The organism is Streptomyces viridifaciens, from assembly GCF_001888885.2.
GTDB classification, from domain to species: Bacteria; Actinomycetota; Actinomycetes; order Streptomycetales; family Streptomycetaceae; genus Kitasatospora; species Kitasatospora aureofaciens.
Window position 1 is genome coordinate 4,016,718 of the sequence record NZ_CP090841.1, and the last position, 16,188, is coordinate 4,032,905.

Genomic DNA, 16,188 nt, shown 5'->3' on the forward strand with positions numbered 1-16,188 from the left:
GTCGTACGTTGGCCAAGCTCACGCTCGCGCAGTTGGAGCGGCATCTGTTCGCCGCCGCGGACATCCTCCGCGGCACGATGGACGCCTCCGAGTACAAGGACTACATCTTCGGTCTGCTGTTCCTGAAGCGGGCCAACGACGAGTTCGAGGCCGCCCGCGACCGGATCAGGCAGCGCGTCGCCGAGGAACTCGACCTCACCGGCGAGGCGCTGGACAGCTACATGGACGAGCCTGCCGCGTACAGCGACCGCGATGTGCTGTTCGTCCCCCAGGACGCCCGCTGGGAGCGGATCTCCTCGGCCACCCACAACATCACCGAGGAACGACTGCGCCCGGCCCTTCAGGCGCTGGAGGCGCAGAACGACAAGCTCAAGGGCCTGTTCGACCACCTCGACTTCAACCGGATCGGAGGTTCCGGCGCGGCGGCGGGGGCGGCCAAGCTCGCCGACCAGCGGCTGAGGCTGCTGATCGCCCACTTCGGGCGCATCCGACTGCGGACGGACGACTTCGAGTTCCCCGACCTGATCGGCGCCGCGTACGAGTACCTGATCAAGGAGTTCGCGGACTCAGCCGGCCGCAAGGGAGGCGAGTTCTATACCCCGCGTGCCGTCGTCCGCATGATGGTCGAACTGCTCCGCCCCCGGCAGGGGACACGTATCTACGACCCGTGCGTAGGCTCCGGCGGCATGCTCATCCACGCCAAAGAGTACGTGGAGGAACACGGCGGCGACACCACGGACATGTACTTCGCCGGCCAGGACGCCAACAGCGGCGCCTGGATCATGTCGACGATGAACATGGTGCTGCACGGCGTGCGGCGCTTCGACCTGTACACCGGTGACACCCTCGCCGAGCCGGCGCAGGTGCCGGAGTCCGACGCGTACCGCTACGACGGGGTCCTCAGCAACCCGCCGTTCTCGATGGACTACGCGCTCGGCGGCCTCAAGTTCGCCGCGCAGCGCGCGGCCTACGGGGCCACGAGCGAGCGTGGCAAGGCCGACCTGATGTTCCTCCAGCACATGCTCTGGATGGCCAAGCGGGAGGGGCGCGGCGGGATGGTCATCACGGTCATGCCGCACGGTGTGCTGTTCCGTGGGGGTGGAGAACAGGAGATCCGTACCAAGCTCCTCGACGACGACACGATCGAGGCGGTCATCGGCCTCGCCCCGAACCTCTTCTACGGCACCGGCATCCCCGCCTGCATCCTGGTCCTGCGCCCGCCGCACAAGAAGGACCCCGAGCTGGCGAACAAGGTGTTGTTCATCAACGCAGACCGGGAGTACCGAAAGGAGTCGGCGCAGAACGTCCTGCTGCCCGAGCACGCTGAGAAGATCACCTCCACCTTCCATGCCTACGCAGAGGTGCCGGGATTCTCGCGGCTGGTGAGCCGTGAGGAGCTGCGCGACAACGGCGACAACCTCAACATCCGTCGCTACGTGGACAACACGCCGCCGCCGGAGCCGCAGGACGTGCGGGCGCACCTGGTGGGCGGGGTGCCGCGCACGGAGATCGAGGGGAAGAAGGAGCTGCTCGACGCCTATGGGGTGAGCGTGGCCGATCTCTTCGCCGAGCGCGACCCGATCGACCCGGAGTACGTGGACTTCCTGCCCGAGGGGCAACGCCCGGACGCGGCCCGGCTGGCGGAGCTGGCCCGCCCTCGCGAGGATGCGCTGCGGGGCGTGTTCGAGGAGTGGTGGGCGGCGGAGGTCCGGCGCCTGGAGGCGGTGGCCGCGACTCCTGAGCGGCTTGCGGACCTGACCCCCTCGGAGCGCAAGGCTGCGCTGATGGCCGTGCGCGGCGAGCTGATCGAGTCGTTCGTGGAACGTCTGGGCCAGGTCGGGCTGTTGGACCGGCACGCGCTCGCCGGCGCCGTCGCCGGCTGGTGGTACGAGGCCAAGTACGACCTCCTCGCGCTCTCGGAGAACGGGTTCGCGGGCGTCCTGGATGGCTGGATCGAGAATGTCGAGACGCTGCTCGCCCCTGAACAGGACCCGAAGACCCGCAAGCTGCGCAAGCGCACGGCCGCCGAGCGGCGCCAGGCGTACGACCACAAGGTAGTCGCGGCGATCCTTCCGGATTTTCTGGAAGAGCTGGCGGCGGCGGACGCGCGGAAGGCGGAGCTGGACGCGCGGTGGAAGGAGCTGAACGCGGAGCCGGAGGACGGCGAGGGCGGGGGCGAGGAGGACGGCGACGCCCCCACGCGGGAGGAAGTCGTGCTGAGCGCCGAGCAGTTGGCGGAGCTGGCGTCGGTGAAGAAGGAACGTGCGAAGGCGGGCGCTGTGATCAAGCGTTTGGAGGCGGAGTTCTGGTTCCCGTGGCCGAGTGACCCGCCCAGGCTGGGCGAGGAGTCGCCGAGGCTGTTCCGGGCACGGGAGGCGCTGGACGCGGCAGGGGAGCGGCGGGTGGTGCTGGACCTGCTGCGGGACGATCTGGTGGCGAAGCTGGACGGGCATGTGATGCGCCGGCGGCGGGAGTTGGCGCAGGCGTACGGCATGTGGGAGGACAAGTACGCGGTGTCGCTGCGGGAGATCCGGGCCGAGCGGGAGAAGGCGGCGGCAAAGCTGGACGGGTTCCTGAGGGAGCTGGGCTATGCGAACTGACGCCGAGGTTCAGTGGGTTCCGGTGCGTGAGGTCGGCGACGTCCGGATGGGTAAGCAGCTTTCGCCTGCGAGCAAGGTTGCGGCGGGGCAGCGCCCGTACCTGCGGGTCGCGAATGTGCTTCAAGGGCGCATTGACTACACAGACGTGAAGACAATGGGATTCAGCGAAGCTGAGCGTGAGACCTATGGCCTCAAGCCGGGCGACATCCTGCTGAACGAGGGACAGAGCCTAGAGCTGGTCGGCCGCAGCGCAATCTACGACGGCGCCGCAGGGGAGTTCTTCTTCCAGAATACGCTGGTGCGCTTTCGTCCGAGCAATCTGGTTCTCTCGGCATATGCCCAAGTGATCTTCGAGCGTTGGTTGGCCAATGGTGTTTTCGCTAGCATTGCCAAGCAGACGACGAGTATCGCTCACCTGGGTGGGGAGAGGTTTGCATCATTGAGCTTCCCACTTCTTCCGCTTTCCGAGCAGAGTCGGATTGTTGAGGTGGTCGACGCCATTTCGGCACAGGAGCGCGCTATCGAGGCGTCGGTCGCAAAGCTGGGAGCCATGAAGTCCGGCGCGTTGGATGGGCTGCTCGACGAGTTTACTTGGAGTTTCAACCTGGCCGATGCGACGGATGGTGTTATCCGCAACGGATTCTCTCCCGTGGAGAGCGAGACGTGGACAGGAGTGCAGATGCTTGGGCTTGGCTGTCTCACCCCCGCGGGGTTCAAACCCGTTCAGCTCAAGAATGCTCCGCCGTCCGTCACTGCCGACCATGTCGCAGTGGTGCGGGATGGCGATCTTTTGATGAGTCGCGCCAACACACGTGAGTTGGTAGGCTTGGTTGGCATATACCGGCACGTCGGATCGCCCTGTATCTATCCTGACCTCATGATGAGGATTCGGCCGTCTAGGGCTTGCTCGACTGATTTCTTGGCTGCTGTTCTAATGTCGGCACGCGTGCGCGGCTATGTCCGGTCTATGGCGCAAGGGACTTCAGATAGCATGGTAAAGATCTCGGCGAATTCGGTTCGGGGCATTCCTGTTCCGCTGCCTGATCTTGAGGATCAGACGCGAATCCTTGCAGCCCTTGCCTCGCTCTCTCGGCAAGTAGATGTCGAATCCGAAGAGCTGGCAAAGCTGCGGAAACTCAAGCTGGGCCTCTTCGTCGACCTTCTTGCTGGTGGGGTTGGCGGCGCAATGCGACAAGGCTGAGCGTGGCGCGGGCTGCGGACTGGTCAGACCGTGAACTCCCCGTCCTTGACGGCCGTGACGAACGATGACCAAGCATCCGTTGCGAAGACCAGTGCAGGGCCGTGCGGGTCCTTGGAGTCGCGGACAGGGATGCCCGACGGGTAGCCGTCCAGCACTTCGACGCAGCTGTCAGCTTGGGAGCCGCTGAAGGATGACTTGCGCCAGCCGCTCAGCGACGAAGCGTCCGGGATGGTGCGCTCAGTCATGGTCTCCATAGTCCTTCGCTCTCGCCCTCAGGAGGGCGAGTGACTCTCTCGTCGGCAGTGCACCGCCCAGCGCAAGAGCGTAGGCGCTCTGGAGTTCCTCGACCATAGCTGGACTGTCGAACACCCTGCCGGTGCGCAAAGCCTCCGTGTAGGCGACTGGGGGCTGGTCCTCGAACCACATCAGCGTCAGCATGCTGTACAGCAGGGGGTGGTACCCCAGGTCGAACGGCAGCACGTGCACGCGTACGCGCCGAGTCTCGACCAAGCGGATGATGTGCGTGATCTGCTCGGCCATGACGTCAGGGCCGCCGATCGGGCGCCGGAGGACGGACTCGTCAAGCATGGCCCACAGTACGGGCGTCACCGGGTCGGCGAGGATCTTCGATCGTTCAAGGCGTGCGACAACCGTCCTGTCACACTCTGCTTCACTCCGAGGAGGGAAGGCCGCGCCGAGAACCGCACGGGCGTACTTCTCCGTCTGAAGGATGCCGGGGACGAAGGTCAGCGCGAACTCGTGGATCGTCGTGGCCTGCTGTTCAAGGTGTCGCGCAGTGGCGAAGTGATCGGCCACCGCCGCGTCGTCCTGCGGCAGGAAGCTGGTCAGCACGTCTCCGGTGTTCAGGGCCTTGTCCAGGCGCCGCAACGCGTCCTCCCTGGACGGGATGCGGCGGCCGGCCTCGATGTGTGAGATGTGCGAGCGGGTCATGAATGCCGTGTCGGCCAGCTCCTGTTGGGTCAGCCCCGCCGCTTCGCGCTGCGCCTTGAGCCAGTCCCCGTAAATGCTTCCCATCGTCAACCCCCGTGTGACGGACGTCGTGTCACCTGTCAACCACTGGCGAGCCTAATCCGCTCCGTCTCACTCTGTGAGTGGATCGCTACGCAGCGATGCCGGGCCGGGAATGTCCGGCCGCAGACCGAAGACCCCCGCGACCGCTTGCGACGGCCCGGGGGCGTGGCCCTCAACTACGTGGAGTTGACGACGTGTTGCACTGTATCGCCCGTGTCTTCGAGCCGCTGCTGCGGCTCCTGTGGCCCGCCCCAGGCCGCCACCGCTCGACCGGCTCGCCGTCCGTGAGTGCGCTCCCCGTGACCCCGGCGCGCCTGCGGCGTGCGCGGAAGTGCGCCGTGTGCTGCACGGAGGTGGCCGCGTGATCGGCCAGCCGGGCGGGCGGCGACTGCTCCCGTGGACCACTCCGGAGGGAAACCCCTGCTTCCTCGTCGGCGGTGGGGACGGCCGCGTCTCCCGGACCGCCGACAGAGTCGAGCGCGTGCAGCTCGGCATGGCGGTTGAACTGCTCGGCCACGCCGCCGAGATGGTGGCCGACCGCCGGGCCACCGCAGCGCAGCTCCGCTTCCTCGCCGCCCGCCTGGCGGAGTCGCTGCGCGACGTGCACCGGATTGCGGAGAGCCGGGGTGCCCGCATTCCCGAACCCTCCTACGACGTCCCCGAGGAGAGCGACCCGCCCCTGCCGGAGGTCTGAGCCGCCGGACCCGCCGTAGCCGCCGTACTCCCGTTCGTTCGAACTCTCCCGCCGAACCCCACCCGTGGCGCAGAATGGATCACCTGGGCGGTGATCGGCGGGGGAAGGCGCGGGCATGGCAGTGCAGACCGAACGGGACGAGGTGGAGCGGCCCATCGTCGCGCAGCTCCAGGCGATGGGGTGGCGGCACGTCCCCGGTACGGAGGTCGGCACGCTCGACGTCGAGACGCCGCTGCTCGTGGACGAGCTGGATGAGGCCCTGCGCCGGATCAACGTCCGGGCATCGGACCACAAGCCCTGGATGGACGGTACCGACGTCAAGCGGTCCATCGCGGAGCTGGCGTCCGTCTCTCTCGGTAAGGGCGTCGCACAGGCCAACTTCGACGCCACCGACCTGCTGCTCAGCGGGCTCGTCCTCTCCGGCCCGTCCGCCGCGCACGGCGGTGCATCGGCCACCGTGCAGTACATCGAATGGCGCGAGGAGCGGGCCGCGCTCAACGACTTCACCGTCGTCGACCAGCTCCGCGTCCAGAACCGGTCCGGCGAGCTGTCGGTCCTCGACATCGTTCTGTTCGTGAACGGGATCCCGCTCGTCGCCGTGGAGTGCAAGAGTCCCGATCTCGCCGACCCGATCCGCAGTGCCGTGCTCGATCTGCGGCACTACGCCGGCGACCCCGTCGCCGACGACGGACGCGACGACCCCGCGCTGTTCGTGCCCGCCGGGGTCCCGGAGCTCTTCCGGACCGTGCAGCTGCTGGTCGCCGCGACCGAGGGGAGTGCCTATCTGGGCACGGTCACGTCCACGCCCGACCACTTCCACCCCTGGCGGAGCATCGAGCCGCAGAGCGAGGCGACGCTGAGGGCGGAGCTGCCTGACCACACCGGCAAGCTGAACGAGCGGCACAAGCTCTTCGGGGTCGTCCTGCGTCCAGCTGCTCTTCTCAACGTCGTACGCCACTACGTCATCCCGCTCCCGGTGGAGACCGAATCCGGGGCGACCCGGACGGTCAAGGCCGTCGCCCGGCACCAGCAGTACCGGGCGACGGAGAAGTCCGTGCACAGGCTGCTCACCGGCAGGACACGCGGCGGCTCCGTGGCCGACGACGAGCGCGGCGGGATCATCTGGCACACCCAGGGCTCCGGCAAGAGCCTGACCATGACGTTCCTCGTGCGCCGGATCCATCTGCACCACCGGCTCAGCGAGTTCATGGTCGTGGTCGTCACCGACCGCACCCAGTTGCAGGACCAGCTCTCCAAGACACTGAAGCTGAGTGAGTCCGACGTCGAGACCGCCGCGACCCGCCCGGAGATGGAGGGGCTGCTACGGGACGGCGGGCGGCGGGTCGTCTTCGCGATGATCCAGAAGTACGGGACCGGGTTCACCTTCGCCGCCGAGGCGACGGGCGACGAGGACGACCGGGACCTGGCGGAGGAGTACCAGGAGGCCGAGCGAGTCGGCGCGGGCCGGCAGGCCGACACCCAGCCGCCCGTGGTGGACTTCCCCGAGTGCAATACCTCGTCCGACATCCTGGTCCTGGTCGACGAGGCCCACCGCTCGCACACCAACACGCTGCACGCCGCCCTGCGCAAAGCCATCCCCAGGGCGGCGAAGATCGGTTTCACGGGCACGCCGATCATGACGGGCCGGCTGGAGGACACCCGCCGGATCTTTGGCGGCTTCCTCGACACCTACCGGATGGCGGAGGCCGAGCACGACAGGGTCGTCGTCCGCATCCGCTACGAGGGCCGCACCGGTGAGGGCAAGGTCTTCGACAAGGACGGCCTCGACCGGAACTTCGCGGATCTGGTCCGCGACCTCACAGACGACGAGCGCAACGCGCTGCGGCGCTCGCCCACCGCACGCGACGTCGCCGAAACCCAGCCCATGATCCGCGCCAAGGCCGAGGACATGCTGGAGCACTGGGTGACCTGGGTGCTGCCCGGCGGCGGCTTCAAAGCCCAGGTCGCGGCGGTCAGCCGAAAGGCGGCTGTCGAGTACCACCACGCACTGCGACTGGCCCGGGACACCCTCCTGGCCGAACTCGCCGCGTTCGACCCGGAGTCGGTGGCCGGCATGCCCCCGGAAAAGCTGCCCCGCCGACTGCGCTACCTGCACCAGGCCTACCAGTACCGCTCCCTGCTACGCCGCATCGACTTCGTGCCGATCATCTCCCCGGGTGCGGAGCGCAAGCGTCGGGAATGGCTGCAGTGGACGGACAAGGACCGGCAGAAGGCGTACATCGAGCGTTTTCACCAGGCCTTTCCCCACCTGCCGCCCGAGTCGGAGTGGGTTGCCACCACGCCCTTCCACGTACCGGCGCAGGCCGGCTCGGAAACGAGCGCCGTCGGGGGCAACCCCTGGTCCCAGGACCCTGTCGAGCAGCCGCAGAGCCAGCCGACGACCGTACCCGACCCCGTCCACCCCGAGAGCCCGATCGCCTTCCTCATCGTGAAGTCCATGCTGCTCACGGGCTTCGACGCCCCGCGCGAGCAGGCGCTGTACCTGGACCGGCCGATCCGTGGCGCCGAGCTCCTTCAGGCCGTCGCGCGGGTCAACCGGCCGATGCAGGGCAAGGACGTCGGCTACGTCGTCGACTACCACGGCGTCTTCGAGCACCTGTCCGGCGCACTGGCCGCCTACCAGCAGGCCGACATCGACGACACAATGCGCAGCCTGTCGGAGGAGATCGACGGCCTCGGGCCGGCGGCTGAGGCGGTGCGCGCCTACCTCCGTGCGCACGGGGTGGCAGAGGCGGACCTCTCCCACCTCGGGCGGTTGGGCTCCGCGGCGCTGGCCTTCGAGGACGAGACCGCGAGGTTCGGGTACGACGAGGTGCTGCACCAATTCCTCGCCGTGCTGGAACGCGTTCTGCCGCACGAGCACGGCCTGGAGTACATCGCCGACGCCCGGCGCTGGGGGATGCTCCAGAAGCGCATCCGCAGGCTTTACCGGGATGAGTCGGGCGGTTCGTTCACCCTGCGGCGCTACGGTCGCAAGGTCCGGGCGATGATCGCCAACCACCTGGAAGGGCCGGAGATCGAGCAGGTCATCGCGCCGGTTTCGCTCGCCTCGACGGTCTTCGACGACCGGGTTCGCGCCATGCCGCCGCGCGAGGCCGCGGCCGAGATGGGGCACGCGCTCCGATTCCACCTGGAGGAGCGGGTCAAGCGGGAGGACCCGGCGAAGTACGCCGAGCTCTCCGAGCGCCTGGAGGAGATCCTCCGGGAGCTCACCGGACGCTTCGAGGAGCAGATCGAGGCGTTCGGCCCGCTGATCGAGCAGGCTCGGCGAGAGAACGAGGAGGATCCGGAGCTCGCGGGGCTCACCCCGTTGGAACAACGGGTGTACCGGCTGTTGGAGCAGCTGCTCGCGGAGAACCCGGGAGTCGTGCGGAGGGACGGAGCTACCCGGCTACTCGTCGACATGGTGTGCGATACAGCCGCGCAGATCATGGTCAAGGCGTCGTTCCAGGGGCAGCACCAGGACCTCGACGCGCTGGCGAACAGCATCCAGAACCAGTTGATCAAGGGCGGACTGCGGGTCGTCGGCGCGGACTGGGCACCCCTGCGGGACATCGCGCAGAGACTCACGGCGTATGCGGCGGGCAACCGGCGGCAGTTCCTGGGCAGGTTGCGGGGAGAATAGGCGGGGTGACCGCCCTCGCCGATAACCGCGTCCTCCTGGCCCTTGCCGAAGGGGACAGGCTCACCGTGGACGGCCTGGTGCTGCGGGTGCGGGTCAGCGCCCGCCGCAAGCGGTTCGCGCTGACAGTGGAGGCGGACGCCGGGCTGACGCTGCACGTGCCCGAGGGCCGTCAGGCAGGGGACGCAGAGCGGTTCGTCCGCGAGCACCGAGCCTGGCTGATGGCCAAGGTCGGCGTACGGGAGCGGACCCGACCGCTGAATCCCGCGAAGCGGCTGATCGAGGGCGAGGTCTTCCGCTACCTGGGACGGACGTACCGACTGGCGATCGTGGCGGACCCACCTGCCGATGGCAGAGTGCGCCTGATCGCTGGGCGGTTGGCCATGGGCAGGGAGCAGGCCGAGGATCCTATCCGTGGGCGGGCGGTGCTGGTCGACTGGTACTGCCGGGCCGGCCACGCCTGGGCGGCAGGGAGGCTGCAGCCTTGGGCGGCTCGGATGTCCGTGACCCGGCCGGTGGTGGACGTACGTGATCTTGACACGCGTTGGGGCGTGTACCGGCCCGACCCGAAGGGGCACGGGCCGGGCCGCATGAGCCTCGGTTGGCCGCTCTTCCAGCTTCCGATGCACCTGGTGGACTACGTCATCGCACACGAGCTTGCACATGTGCGGGTCCCTGGACATGGTGCCGACTACTGGCGGCTGCTGAGGTCGGCTCTGCCCGAATGTGAGTCCCGTTGCGGGGAGCTCGATGAACTTGGGCGACGCATGTGGATGGGGGACGTGGTTTAGCAGGGGCCACTCGGTGGCGGTGCCTGATCCTTCAGTTCGATCACGATGACGTCGGTGACTGCGCTACGGTCGAGCGGAGCAGACCGGGATAGGCACATTGGGGTGGGCATGGCCAGGACGAACAACGGCGACCTCACGGCAGTTCGACAGGTCGGTCGCATACTGGACACGGCGTTCGACGGGCTCATTGACATGTCCGACTTTGAAAGCAATTCCGAGGAGCAGCGTCAAAGGGCATTCCGATCTCGGGCCCTGTGAGCTTCCCCCGCTGCACGGGAGGCGTTGATTACCTGGTCAGGACGGGTGTGGGTGGTTCGACGGTCACCGGTTCGGCCGTCGCCTGGTCGGCGTAGAACTTCGCCTCGTACTCGTCGGGGCTGAGCCAGCCCAGGCGCTTCTGGATGCGGCGGGTGTTGTACCAGCCGTCGATGTAGGCGAACAGGGCCAGGTCGGCGTCAGTGCGGGTCTCGAAGGTCGTGCGACGCACGCACTCGGTCTTCAGCACGCTCCAGAAGTTCTCGGCGAGGGCGTTGTCGAACGAGTCCCCCACGCTTCCCATGCTCGGCTCGATTCCCGCCTTCAGCAGTCGAGTTGTGAGCTTGATGGACGTGTATTGACACCCATGGTCGCTGTGATGGACCAGTTGGCCGGGTTCGACGGGGCGGCCGTGCAGGGCGTACTCCAGCGCGGTGAGCACGAGGTCGGCGTCCGCCCGCTCGGAGGTGTGCCAGCCCACGATCCGGCGGGAGAAGGCGTCGCGGATCGTGGCCAGCCACCACGGTCCCTCGCCGGTGGGGATCAGCGAGATGTCGGCGACCCACAGCCGGTTCGGCGCGACGGCGGTGAAGTCGCGCTGGACCAGGTCCGGGGCGAGATCCGCCGCCGGGTCGCGGCGGGTGAAGGAGCGGGGCCGGCGCGGGCTGACGCCCTGGATGCCGGCCTGGCGCATGAGGCGTTCGACCCGCTTTCGGCCGACCCGGGTGCCCTCGCGCCGCAGGACGGCGTGGACGCGCGGGGAGCCGTACGTCTCGTCGGAGTCGGCGTGGATGCGGCGGATGTGCTCGGTGAGCTCGGCGTCGTGGCGCTTGCGCTCGCACGGCTCCGCCACGTCGCGGCGCCAGCGGTAGTAGGTGGAGGCGGGGATGTGCAGTTCCCGGAGGACGGGCTCGGCCCCGAAGCGGTCCTGGTGCTCGTCGATGAGCTTCAGTACCGTCGCCGGGTCGGGTCGAGCTCCTGGGCGAAAAAAGCCGAGGCGGCCTTGAGGATCTCGCAGGACCGGCGGAGCTCGGCGTTCTCCTTCCGCAGAGCGGCCAGCTCCTCCTTCTCCGCGGTGGTCAGCCGGTCGTCCCGCTCGCCCCGGTCCGCCTCGTCCTGGCGGATCCAGTTGCGCAGCGCTTCGTGGTGCACGCCCAGGTCGCGGGCCATCTTGCGGATCACGGGCTTCGGGTCGGCGGTGCGGTACATCTCCACCGCACGCCGTCGCAACTCGGGCGGGTACTTCATCGGTGCGGCCATGGCAGAGGCTCCCTTCTCATGGCCAATCAGGCCATCTCCGGCAACCTTCCGCACGTCGGGGGAACCTCACTGGCAGCCTTGGCGGTGCGGATGGTTGCCGGTTGGCAGAACGCAGCCGCAGCAGAAGCGGTCATTGACGGGCGGGACGATCAAGGGATTGACGCCATCGCCGTCACGAGCACCCCTCCGCATGTCTACCTGGTACAGGCGAAGTGGAGTGATCAGGGGCGGGCGACGGCTCGAACCGATGCCATCCTCAAGATGTTCGCCGGATTGAGGCTTATCGATGGGGAGGAGAGCAGCCAGTTCAATCCGCGCGGCCAGCTGTTGGCTGAGCAGGCCAAGGAAGCGATGAGCGAGCAGGCGGTCGGGGTCACGCTGGTCACTGTTCTGATGGGTGCCGAGGCGCCCTCCAGGGAAGTCCTCAACGAATTGGCCAACGGGGAGCGCGAGTTCAATACCCATGGCGACAGGGTTGGCCATCGCTTCCTGCACGCTGCGGACGTGTGGAACTGGGCGCGTGCGGACGCTGCGCCCACTCCCGTGGCCATGTCGGTGCAGATGGATCCGTGGTTCTCGCTTGACATACCTCACCAGGCTTTTCAGGGAGTGGTCCAAGCAGAGCAAGTCGCGGACTGGCTGGACACCCATGGCGCCCGGCTCTTCGAACTCAATATTCGAAATCCGTTGAGCGGCACACTCACGAACGAGGAGTTGGTCGCGACACTCACGGAAGAACCATCGCTGTTCTGGTACTTCAATAACGGGATCACCGTTCTCTGCGACACGGTGGATCCGCAGTACAGCTCCTTGCGGAACCCCCGCGGCGGACCGGTGACTCTTCGACTCACGGGGGCGAGCGTTGTCAACGGAGCGCAGACGGTCAGGGCGGTCCAACGAGCACTCGAGTCCTCAGATGATCCCGCGACAGCGCGTGTAGGCGTACGGGTGATCGTGACTGGTGGCGCGAGTGACTTCTCCTCGCGCACCACCCGGGCCACCAATCGGCAGAACCAGGTTGGGCCGCGTGACTTCGCCGCCCTGGACCCGGTTCAAGCGGAGATCCGTGCCGATCTCCGGGCCGAGCTGGGCAAGTCGTACTCGGTGAAGCGCGGCGAACTGAGCCCCTCACCCGAGACGGGTTGCTCGCTTGATGAGGCGGCTGCTGCCCTTGCCTGCGCCCACCCGAACGCCGAGTATGCGGGCAGGACGGCCAGTTCACTGGACACGTTGTGGGAGCGGGGCCCGAAGGAGACCTACGACATCCTCTTCCGCCCGCAGCCGACCGCGTTCCAGGTATGGCGTTCTGTTGTGACGATGCGCCTGATCCGTGATGAGCTGCATCGACTGCGGCCCACCTATGAGAAGCTCCCGGCCGCTGTCTTGGAGCACGGCACCTATCTGATGTGCCACTTGGTGTTCCGCAAGTTGGGGACCGATCGGATCGATGACCCGGACATTGACTGGGAGGGCGATGTCCTTCCACAGGTGTCGGCGGCTGTCGGGTCGCAGCTAGTCGCGCTGGTCGACGTTCTCGAAAAAGGCTATACGTCCCGGGTCCAGGGACTCCTCAGTGACCCCGACAAGTGCCGAGAGCTCGCTGCCAAGGTTGCCGCACTCGGTTGTGCGGGCGGGTCCGCGGACGAACTGGCTGACCGGTACGGCAAGCAAGCTCAGGCTCGGAAGCGGCGGCGGCCGAATGCCGTCCCCACGTTGGTCGATCACCAGGCCATCAAGGAAGGAGCGCCACTGCGCTTCGTGCCGATGAACCCCATCGAGCAAGAGGCCCTGGCTGAGTGGCTGGCAGAGGATGACCGGCGTTCCCGCTCGACCTGGGTCAATGACAGGACGAAGCCGTTGCTTTGGGAGGCGGATGGTCGGCGGTACTCGCCGTCCGGGCTGGTCACGCTGATGTGGGGGCAGGCGAGGTGGGAAGAGCGGCCTGTCTCCAACCAGGGGACGGCCCGCTGGCAGACGTCGGAGGGCGTCACTCTGGCAGCACTGGCCTTTGCTCTGCAAGACGGTAACGCCGAGTCCGACTGAGCCTAGCTGGGTCGCTCCGACACAGCGCCGTGCTGGTGAGCGCCGGGCGGCAGGCAGACCCGGCTGGGGGCCCAGGGGAGTCACAGCGTGTGCACCAAGCGACAAGACGGTCCGAACCGCCGTCTAGTCGCTCCCGGCTGCCTTGGTGGACGGTCGGTGGACGGACGCCTATGGACGGCGCGGCACAGGGCGGCACGAGCCAACCTGCCGTACATGCTCTGATCAGCTGAAACGTCACGAGACGGCATGGCTCGGCACCGCGCATCACGACCGCCGATGATCTCGTAATGCGTAGGTCGCGGGTTCGAATCCCGCAGGCGGCTCAAGGTGAACCCCAGGTCAGGCATCTGACCTGGGGTTTTTCCGTTTCCTTGGCCATGGGAATCGGGAAGATCGGACACCCGGATTCTGTGCATCGCAGTGCGTGGGTCGTCGGTTCGCTGGTGTCACCGATTCTCCGGAGGGAGCCTGTGACCTGCAGTTATGTCGAGGGTGGCGAGTTGATTCACTCGGTGCCGGAGAGCCTCGGTGGACAGCCGGTGGACAAGCGTGCCGCGGTCATGGCGCGCAGGGAGTCGACCGGCGTCGCGCGCCGCCTGATGCCGCCCGCGAAGTCGCGGATGGCGTCGAGCATCCGCTGACAGTAGCCCTCCAACTGCCGGTCCCGGCCTGCCATCTGCTCCGGGCCGACAGGAGGTCAAGACTGCCGCCCACGGGGTTTGTCATGTCGCAGTCGGACGGTCGCCTGCGGTCCCGTAAAGGTGTACGAGGTAAACAGACTATCGGTGGGGCGCGTTGGACTTGGCCAGCGCGATGGGCGTATAGCCCGTTGCCGATCACTCGGCTGACGGGCGTCCCTGTCAGGCGGTGGGCGGTGTGGGGCGGCCCGCCTTGTCCCAGCCGGTGAGGGCGCGGTTGCGGATCTCTATGTAGGTGGCCTTCGGTCGGCCGGTGTAGGTCCAGGGCGCGTGGTCGATGTACCGGTCGGCCAGGCGGAACTGCTCGACGGCCTCTGCCCAGCGGCGGTTGTGGGTGAGACCGTAGGCGAGGAGGTGGTGCAGACCGGGCAGGCGTGGGTCGTCAGTCGGGACGGTCTTCAGGTCGGCGATGACTTTGTCGATGGCCTGGTTCGCCTGCGGAGTCATCCAGGACCGGTAGTCGTCCTCGGTGAACTCCAGCTCGTGGAGGGCGGCCAGGCGCAGACCGGAGAGCAGGCTCTCGGGAGGCGCTCCGGCGGCGGCCCGCTCCGCGAACGCGGACATCTGCTCGTGCGAGCCGCTCCACTTGCGGCACCAGTACTGCAGCGCGGTCTGGTGGGCGCTGTAGTGGTACGGAGCTCGGGCGATCACCTGCTGCCACAGGGCATCGAACTGCTCGTGTGACCAGCCGAGGCCCATGGCGATGGGCAGTTGCGAGACGAACGGGGACGGGTCGTCGGGGGCGAGTTCGGCGGCGGCGCGGCTCGCCTCGGTGGCCTCGCCCAGGACGCGGTGGAAAGCGTCGAACTGCTCGCGGGTGACGTGCTTGGCCTGCTTGCTGCTGCGGACCTGCCAGGCGAGGTCGATCAGCGCGGTGGCGTGGACCACGGCCGCGTCCGCAGAGCCAGGTTCGGCGGCGCGCCAGGCGCTGAGCCAGCCGTCGTCCTTGCTGGCGTGCTCGGCGAGCTTCCACAGGCGGCGGTAGCGCTCGTTCCAGTCGGTGCCGGCCTCGGCGAGGTAGGCGGCGAAGGGCTTCCAGTCGCCAGCTGTTGCGGCTTCCTCAGCCTGCGCCAACTGTGCCGCGTCGGCGCCGGGCGCGGTGGCACGGGTCGGGTCGAGATCTCCGTCGGAGGGCAGGCCGAACGCGGTGGGGTCGATCTGGGCGCGGGCGGCACTGGCGGCCTTGAGGGCCTCGGTCTTCTGCTGGAGATCGGCGGTGCGGCGGTTGAAGTACCGGGTCGCGAGTTTGGCGAGGGCCCATATCAACGGCGGGATGAGCAGGAGAAGAACAGCCATGACGGCGCTTTGGGTCTTTCTCTGTGGAGACGCGGACGGACGGGGCGGTGCGGGCAGGCCTTCGCTCACACGGCCGTCGAGGGGCCGGCGCAGCGTAACAGCGTGCACAGCGGGGCGGTGTCGGGGGTGTCGGTGACGGCGGCGCCCAGGGCGGCGGTGAGGCCGTCCTGGACGCCGTGCGGTAGGGACAGCCGGGCCGGCTCGCCCCAGGAGGGTTCCCGGCGGGCTTGGCCGGCGTCGGCGAGGACAAGCAGAGTGAGCGAACGGAGTCCGTCGCGCAGGGCGGTGTGCAGGAACTCGCGGGCGGCCCGGGCGGCCCGGGCGGTGGCGGCGGCGGACCGCTCACTCCTCGTCAGTTCCGATCGCGACTGGAATGCGCTGTATCCCACGAGGACACCTGTACATCGTTCAGGCACGAGGAGAGAACGCTTGTTTGGAGGCCGGCCGTCATCGAAGAGTGGATTGTTCAGCGGTCGCAGAGCAGGTCGACCGCCGGGCGGCGAGCTCGAACCGACAAGACGTAGCTATGCCCCCGTCTCGGCGCGCGTAGCAACCTGCCAGTGCGTGAGCGATGCGTGAGCGGACGGGGGCAGCACAGGGCCGGTTCGGGTGAGATCGTGGATCACGGTGCAACGCTCTGAACTGCGGGTTCATCACCAGGTGGTCGATACTGGC

At 67.7% G+C, this 16,188-nt stretch carries 13 protein-coding genes; 6 read left to right on the forward strand and 7 right to left on the reverse strand.

From position 1 onward, the window contains the following. Positions 1-8 precede the first annotated feature (8 nt). Positions 9-2,600, forward strand: coding sequence for a type I restriction-modification system subunit M (locus BOQ63_RS24975; protein WP_030289373.1), 2,592 nt, complete (start codon positions 9-11; stop codon positions 2,598-2,600). Beyond that, complete coding sequence (locus tag BOQ63_RS24980; RefSeq protein ID WP_030289372.1) at positions 2,590-3,801, forward strand: restriction endonuclease subunit S; 1,212 nt, start codon at positions 2,590-2,592, stop codon at positions 3,799-3,801. The genes BOQ63_RS24975 and BOQ63_RS24980 overlap by 11 nt, the downstream gene beginning before the upstream one ends. Before the next feature lie 23 nt (positions 3,802-3,824). Here the strand turns inward: BOQ63_RS24980 and BOQ63_RS24985 are convergent, their stop codons facing one another. Then, positions 3,825-4,046 (reverse strand): DUF397 domain-containing protein, encoded by a 222-nt coding sequence (locus BOQ63_RS24985; protein WP_030289369.1) that lies wholly within the window; start codon positions 4,044-4,046, stop codon positions 3,825-3,827. After that, a complete protein-coding gene (locus tag BOQ63_RS24990; RefSeq protein ID WP_030289367.1) occupies positions 4,039-4,836 on the reverse strand; it encodes a helix-turn-helix domain-containing protein in 798 nt (265 codons plus the stop codon). Before BOQ63_RS24990 ends, BOQ63_RS24985 begins: the two co-directional genes overlap by 8 nt. 358 nt (positions 4,837-5,194) lie before the next feature. On the opposite strand from BOQ63_RS24990, the gene BOQ63_RS24995 reads away from it, so the two are divergent. From BOQ63_RS24995 to BOQ63_RS25005, 3 genes are all read left to right on the forward strand, one after another. After that, complete coding sequence (locus tag BOQ63_RS24995) at positions 5,195-5,527, forward strand: hypothetical protein (RefSeq protein WP_030289364.1); 333 nt, start codon at positions 5,195-5,197, stop codon at positions 5,525-5,527. Positions 5,528-5,642: 115 nt separating this feature from the next. Next, the gene (locus tag BOQ63_RS25000; protein WP_030289363.1) at positions 5,643-9,173 is read left to right on the forward strand and encodes a type I restriction endonuclease subunit R; all 3,531 of its coding nucleotides are present in this window, start codon (positions 5,643-5,645) and stop codon (positions 9,171-9,173) included. A gap of 5 nt (positions 9,174-9,178) precedes the next feature. After that, positions 9,179-9,961, forward strand: coding sequence for a M48 family metallopeptidase (locus tag BOQ63_RS25005; protein WP_030289355.1), 783 nt, complete (start codon positions 9,179-9,181; stop codon positions 9,959-9,961). 286 nt (positions 9,962-10,247) lie between these two features. Here the strand turns inward: BOQ63_RS25005 and BOQ63_RS25010 are convergent, their stop codons facing one another. Next, positions 10,248-11,234, reverse strand: coding sequence for an IS3 family transposase (locus tag BOQ63_RS25010; RefSeq protein ID WP_197698057.1), 987 nt, complete (start codon positions 11,232-11,234; stop codon positions 10,248-10,250). Then, on the reverse strand, positions 11,165-11,476 hold the full coding sequence (locus BOQ63_RS25015; RefSeq protein ID WP_030558521.1) for a transposase: 312 nt from the start codon (positions 11,474-11,476) through the stop codon (positions 11,165-11,167). The genes BOQ63_RS25010 and BOQ63_RS25015 overlap by 70 nt, the downstream gene beginning before the upstream one ends. A gap of 18 nt (positions 11,477-11,494) precedes the next feature. On the opposite strand from BOQ63_RS25015, the gene BOQ63_RS25020 reads away from it, so the two are divergent. Then, positions 11,495-13,519 carry an AIPR family protein gene (locus BOQ63_RS25020; RefSeq protein ID WP_079183743.1) on the forward strand — a complete coding sequence of 675 codons (2,025 nt, stop codon included), beginning with the start codon at positions 11,495-11,497 and terminating at the stop codon, positions 13,517-13,519. Positions 13,520-14,024: 505 nt separating this feature from the next. Here BOQ63_RS25020 and BOQ63_RS25025 read toward each other — a convergent pair. The 3 genes from BOQ63_RS25025 to BOQ63_RS25035 all read right to left on the reverse strand — a co-directional run bounded on the left by BOQ63_RS25025 (position 14,025) and on the right by BOQ63_RS25035 (position 15,902). Then, the gene (locus tag BOQ63_RS25025) at positions 14,025-14,153 is read right to left on the reverse strand and encodes a hypothetical protein (protein ID WP_267885585.1); all 129 of its coding nucleotides are present in this window, start codon (positions 14,151-14,153) and stop codon (positions 14,025-14,027) included. A 226-nt stretch (positions 14,154-14,379) separates the two neighbouring features. Continuing rightward, positions 14,380-15,513: a DUF4034 domain-containing protein gene (locus BOQ63_RS25030; protein ID WP_072654998.1), complete on the reverse strand. Its 1,134-nt coding sequence runs from the start codon at positions 15,511-15,513 to the stop codon at positions 14,380-14,382. Positions 15,514-15,578: 65 nt separating this feature from the next. Beyond that, entirely contained in the window at positions 15,579-15,902 is a 324-nt protein-coding gene (locus BOQ63_RS25035; RefSeq protein WP_030556806.1) for a hypothetical protein, read from the reverse strand. Positions 15,903-16,188: the final 286 nt, after the last annotated feature.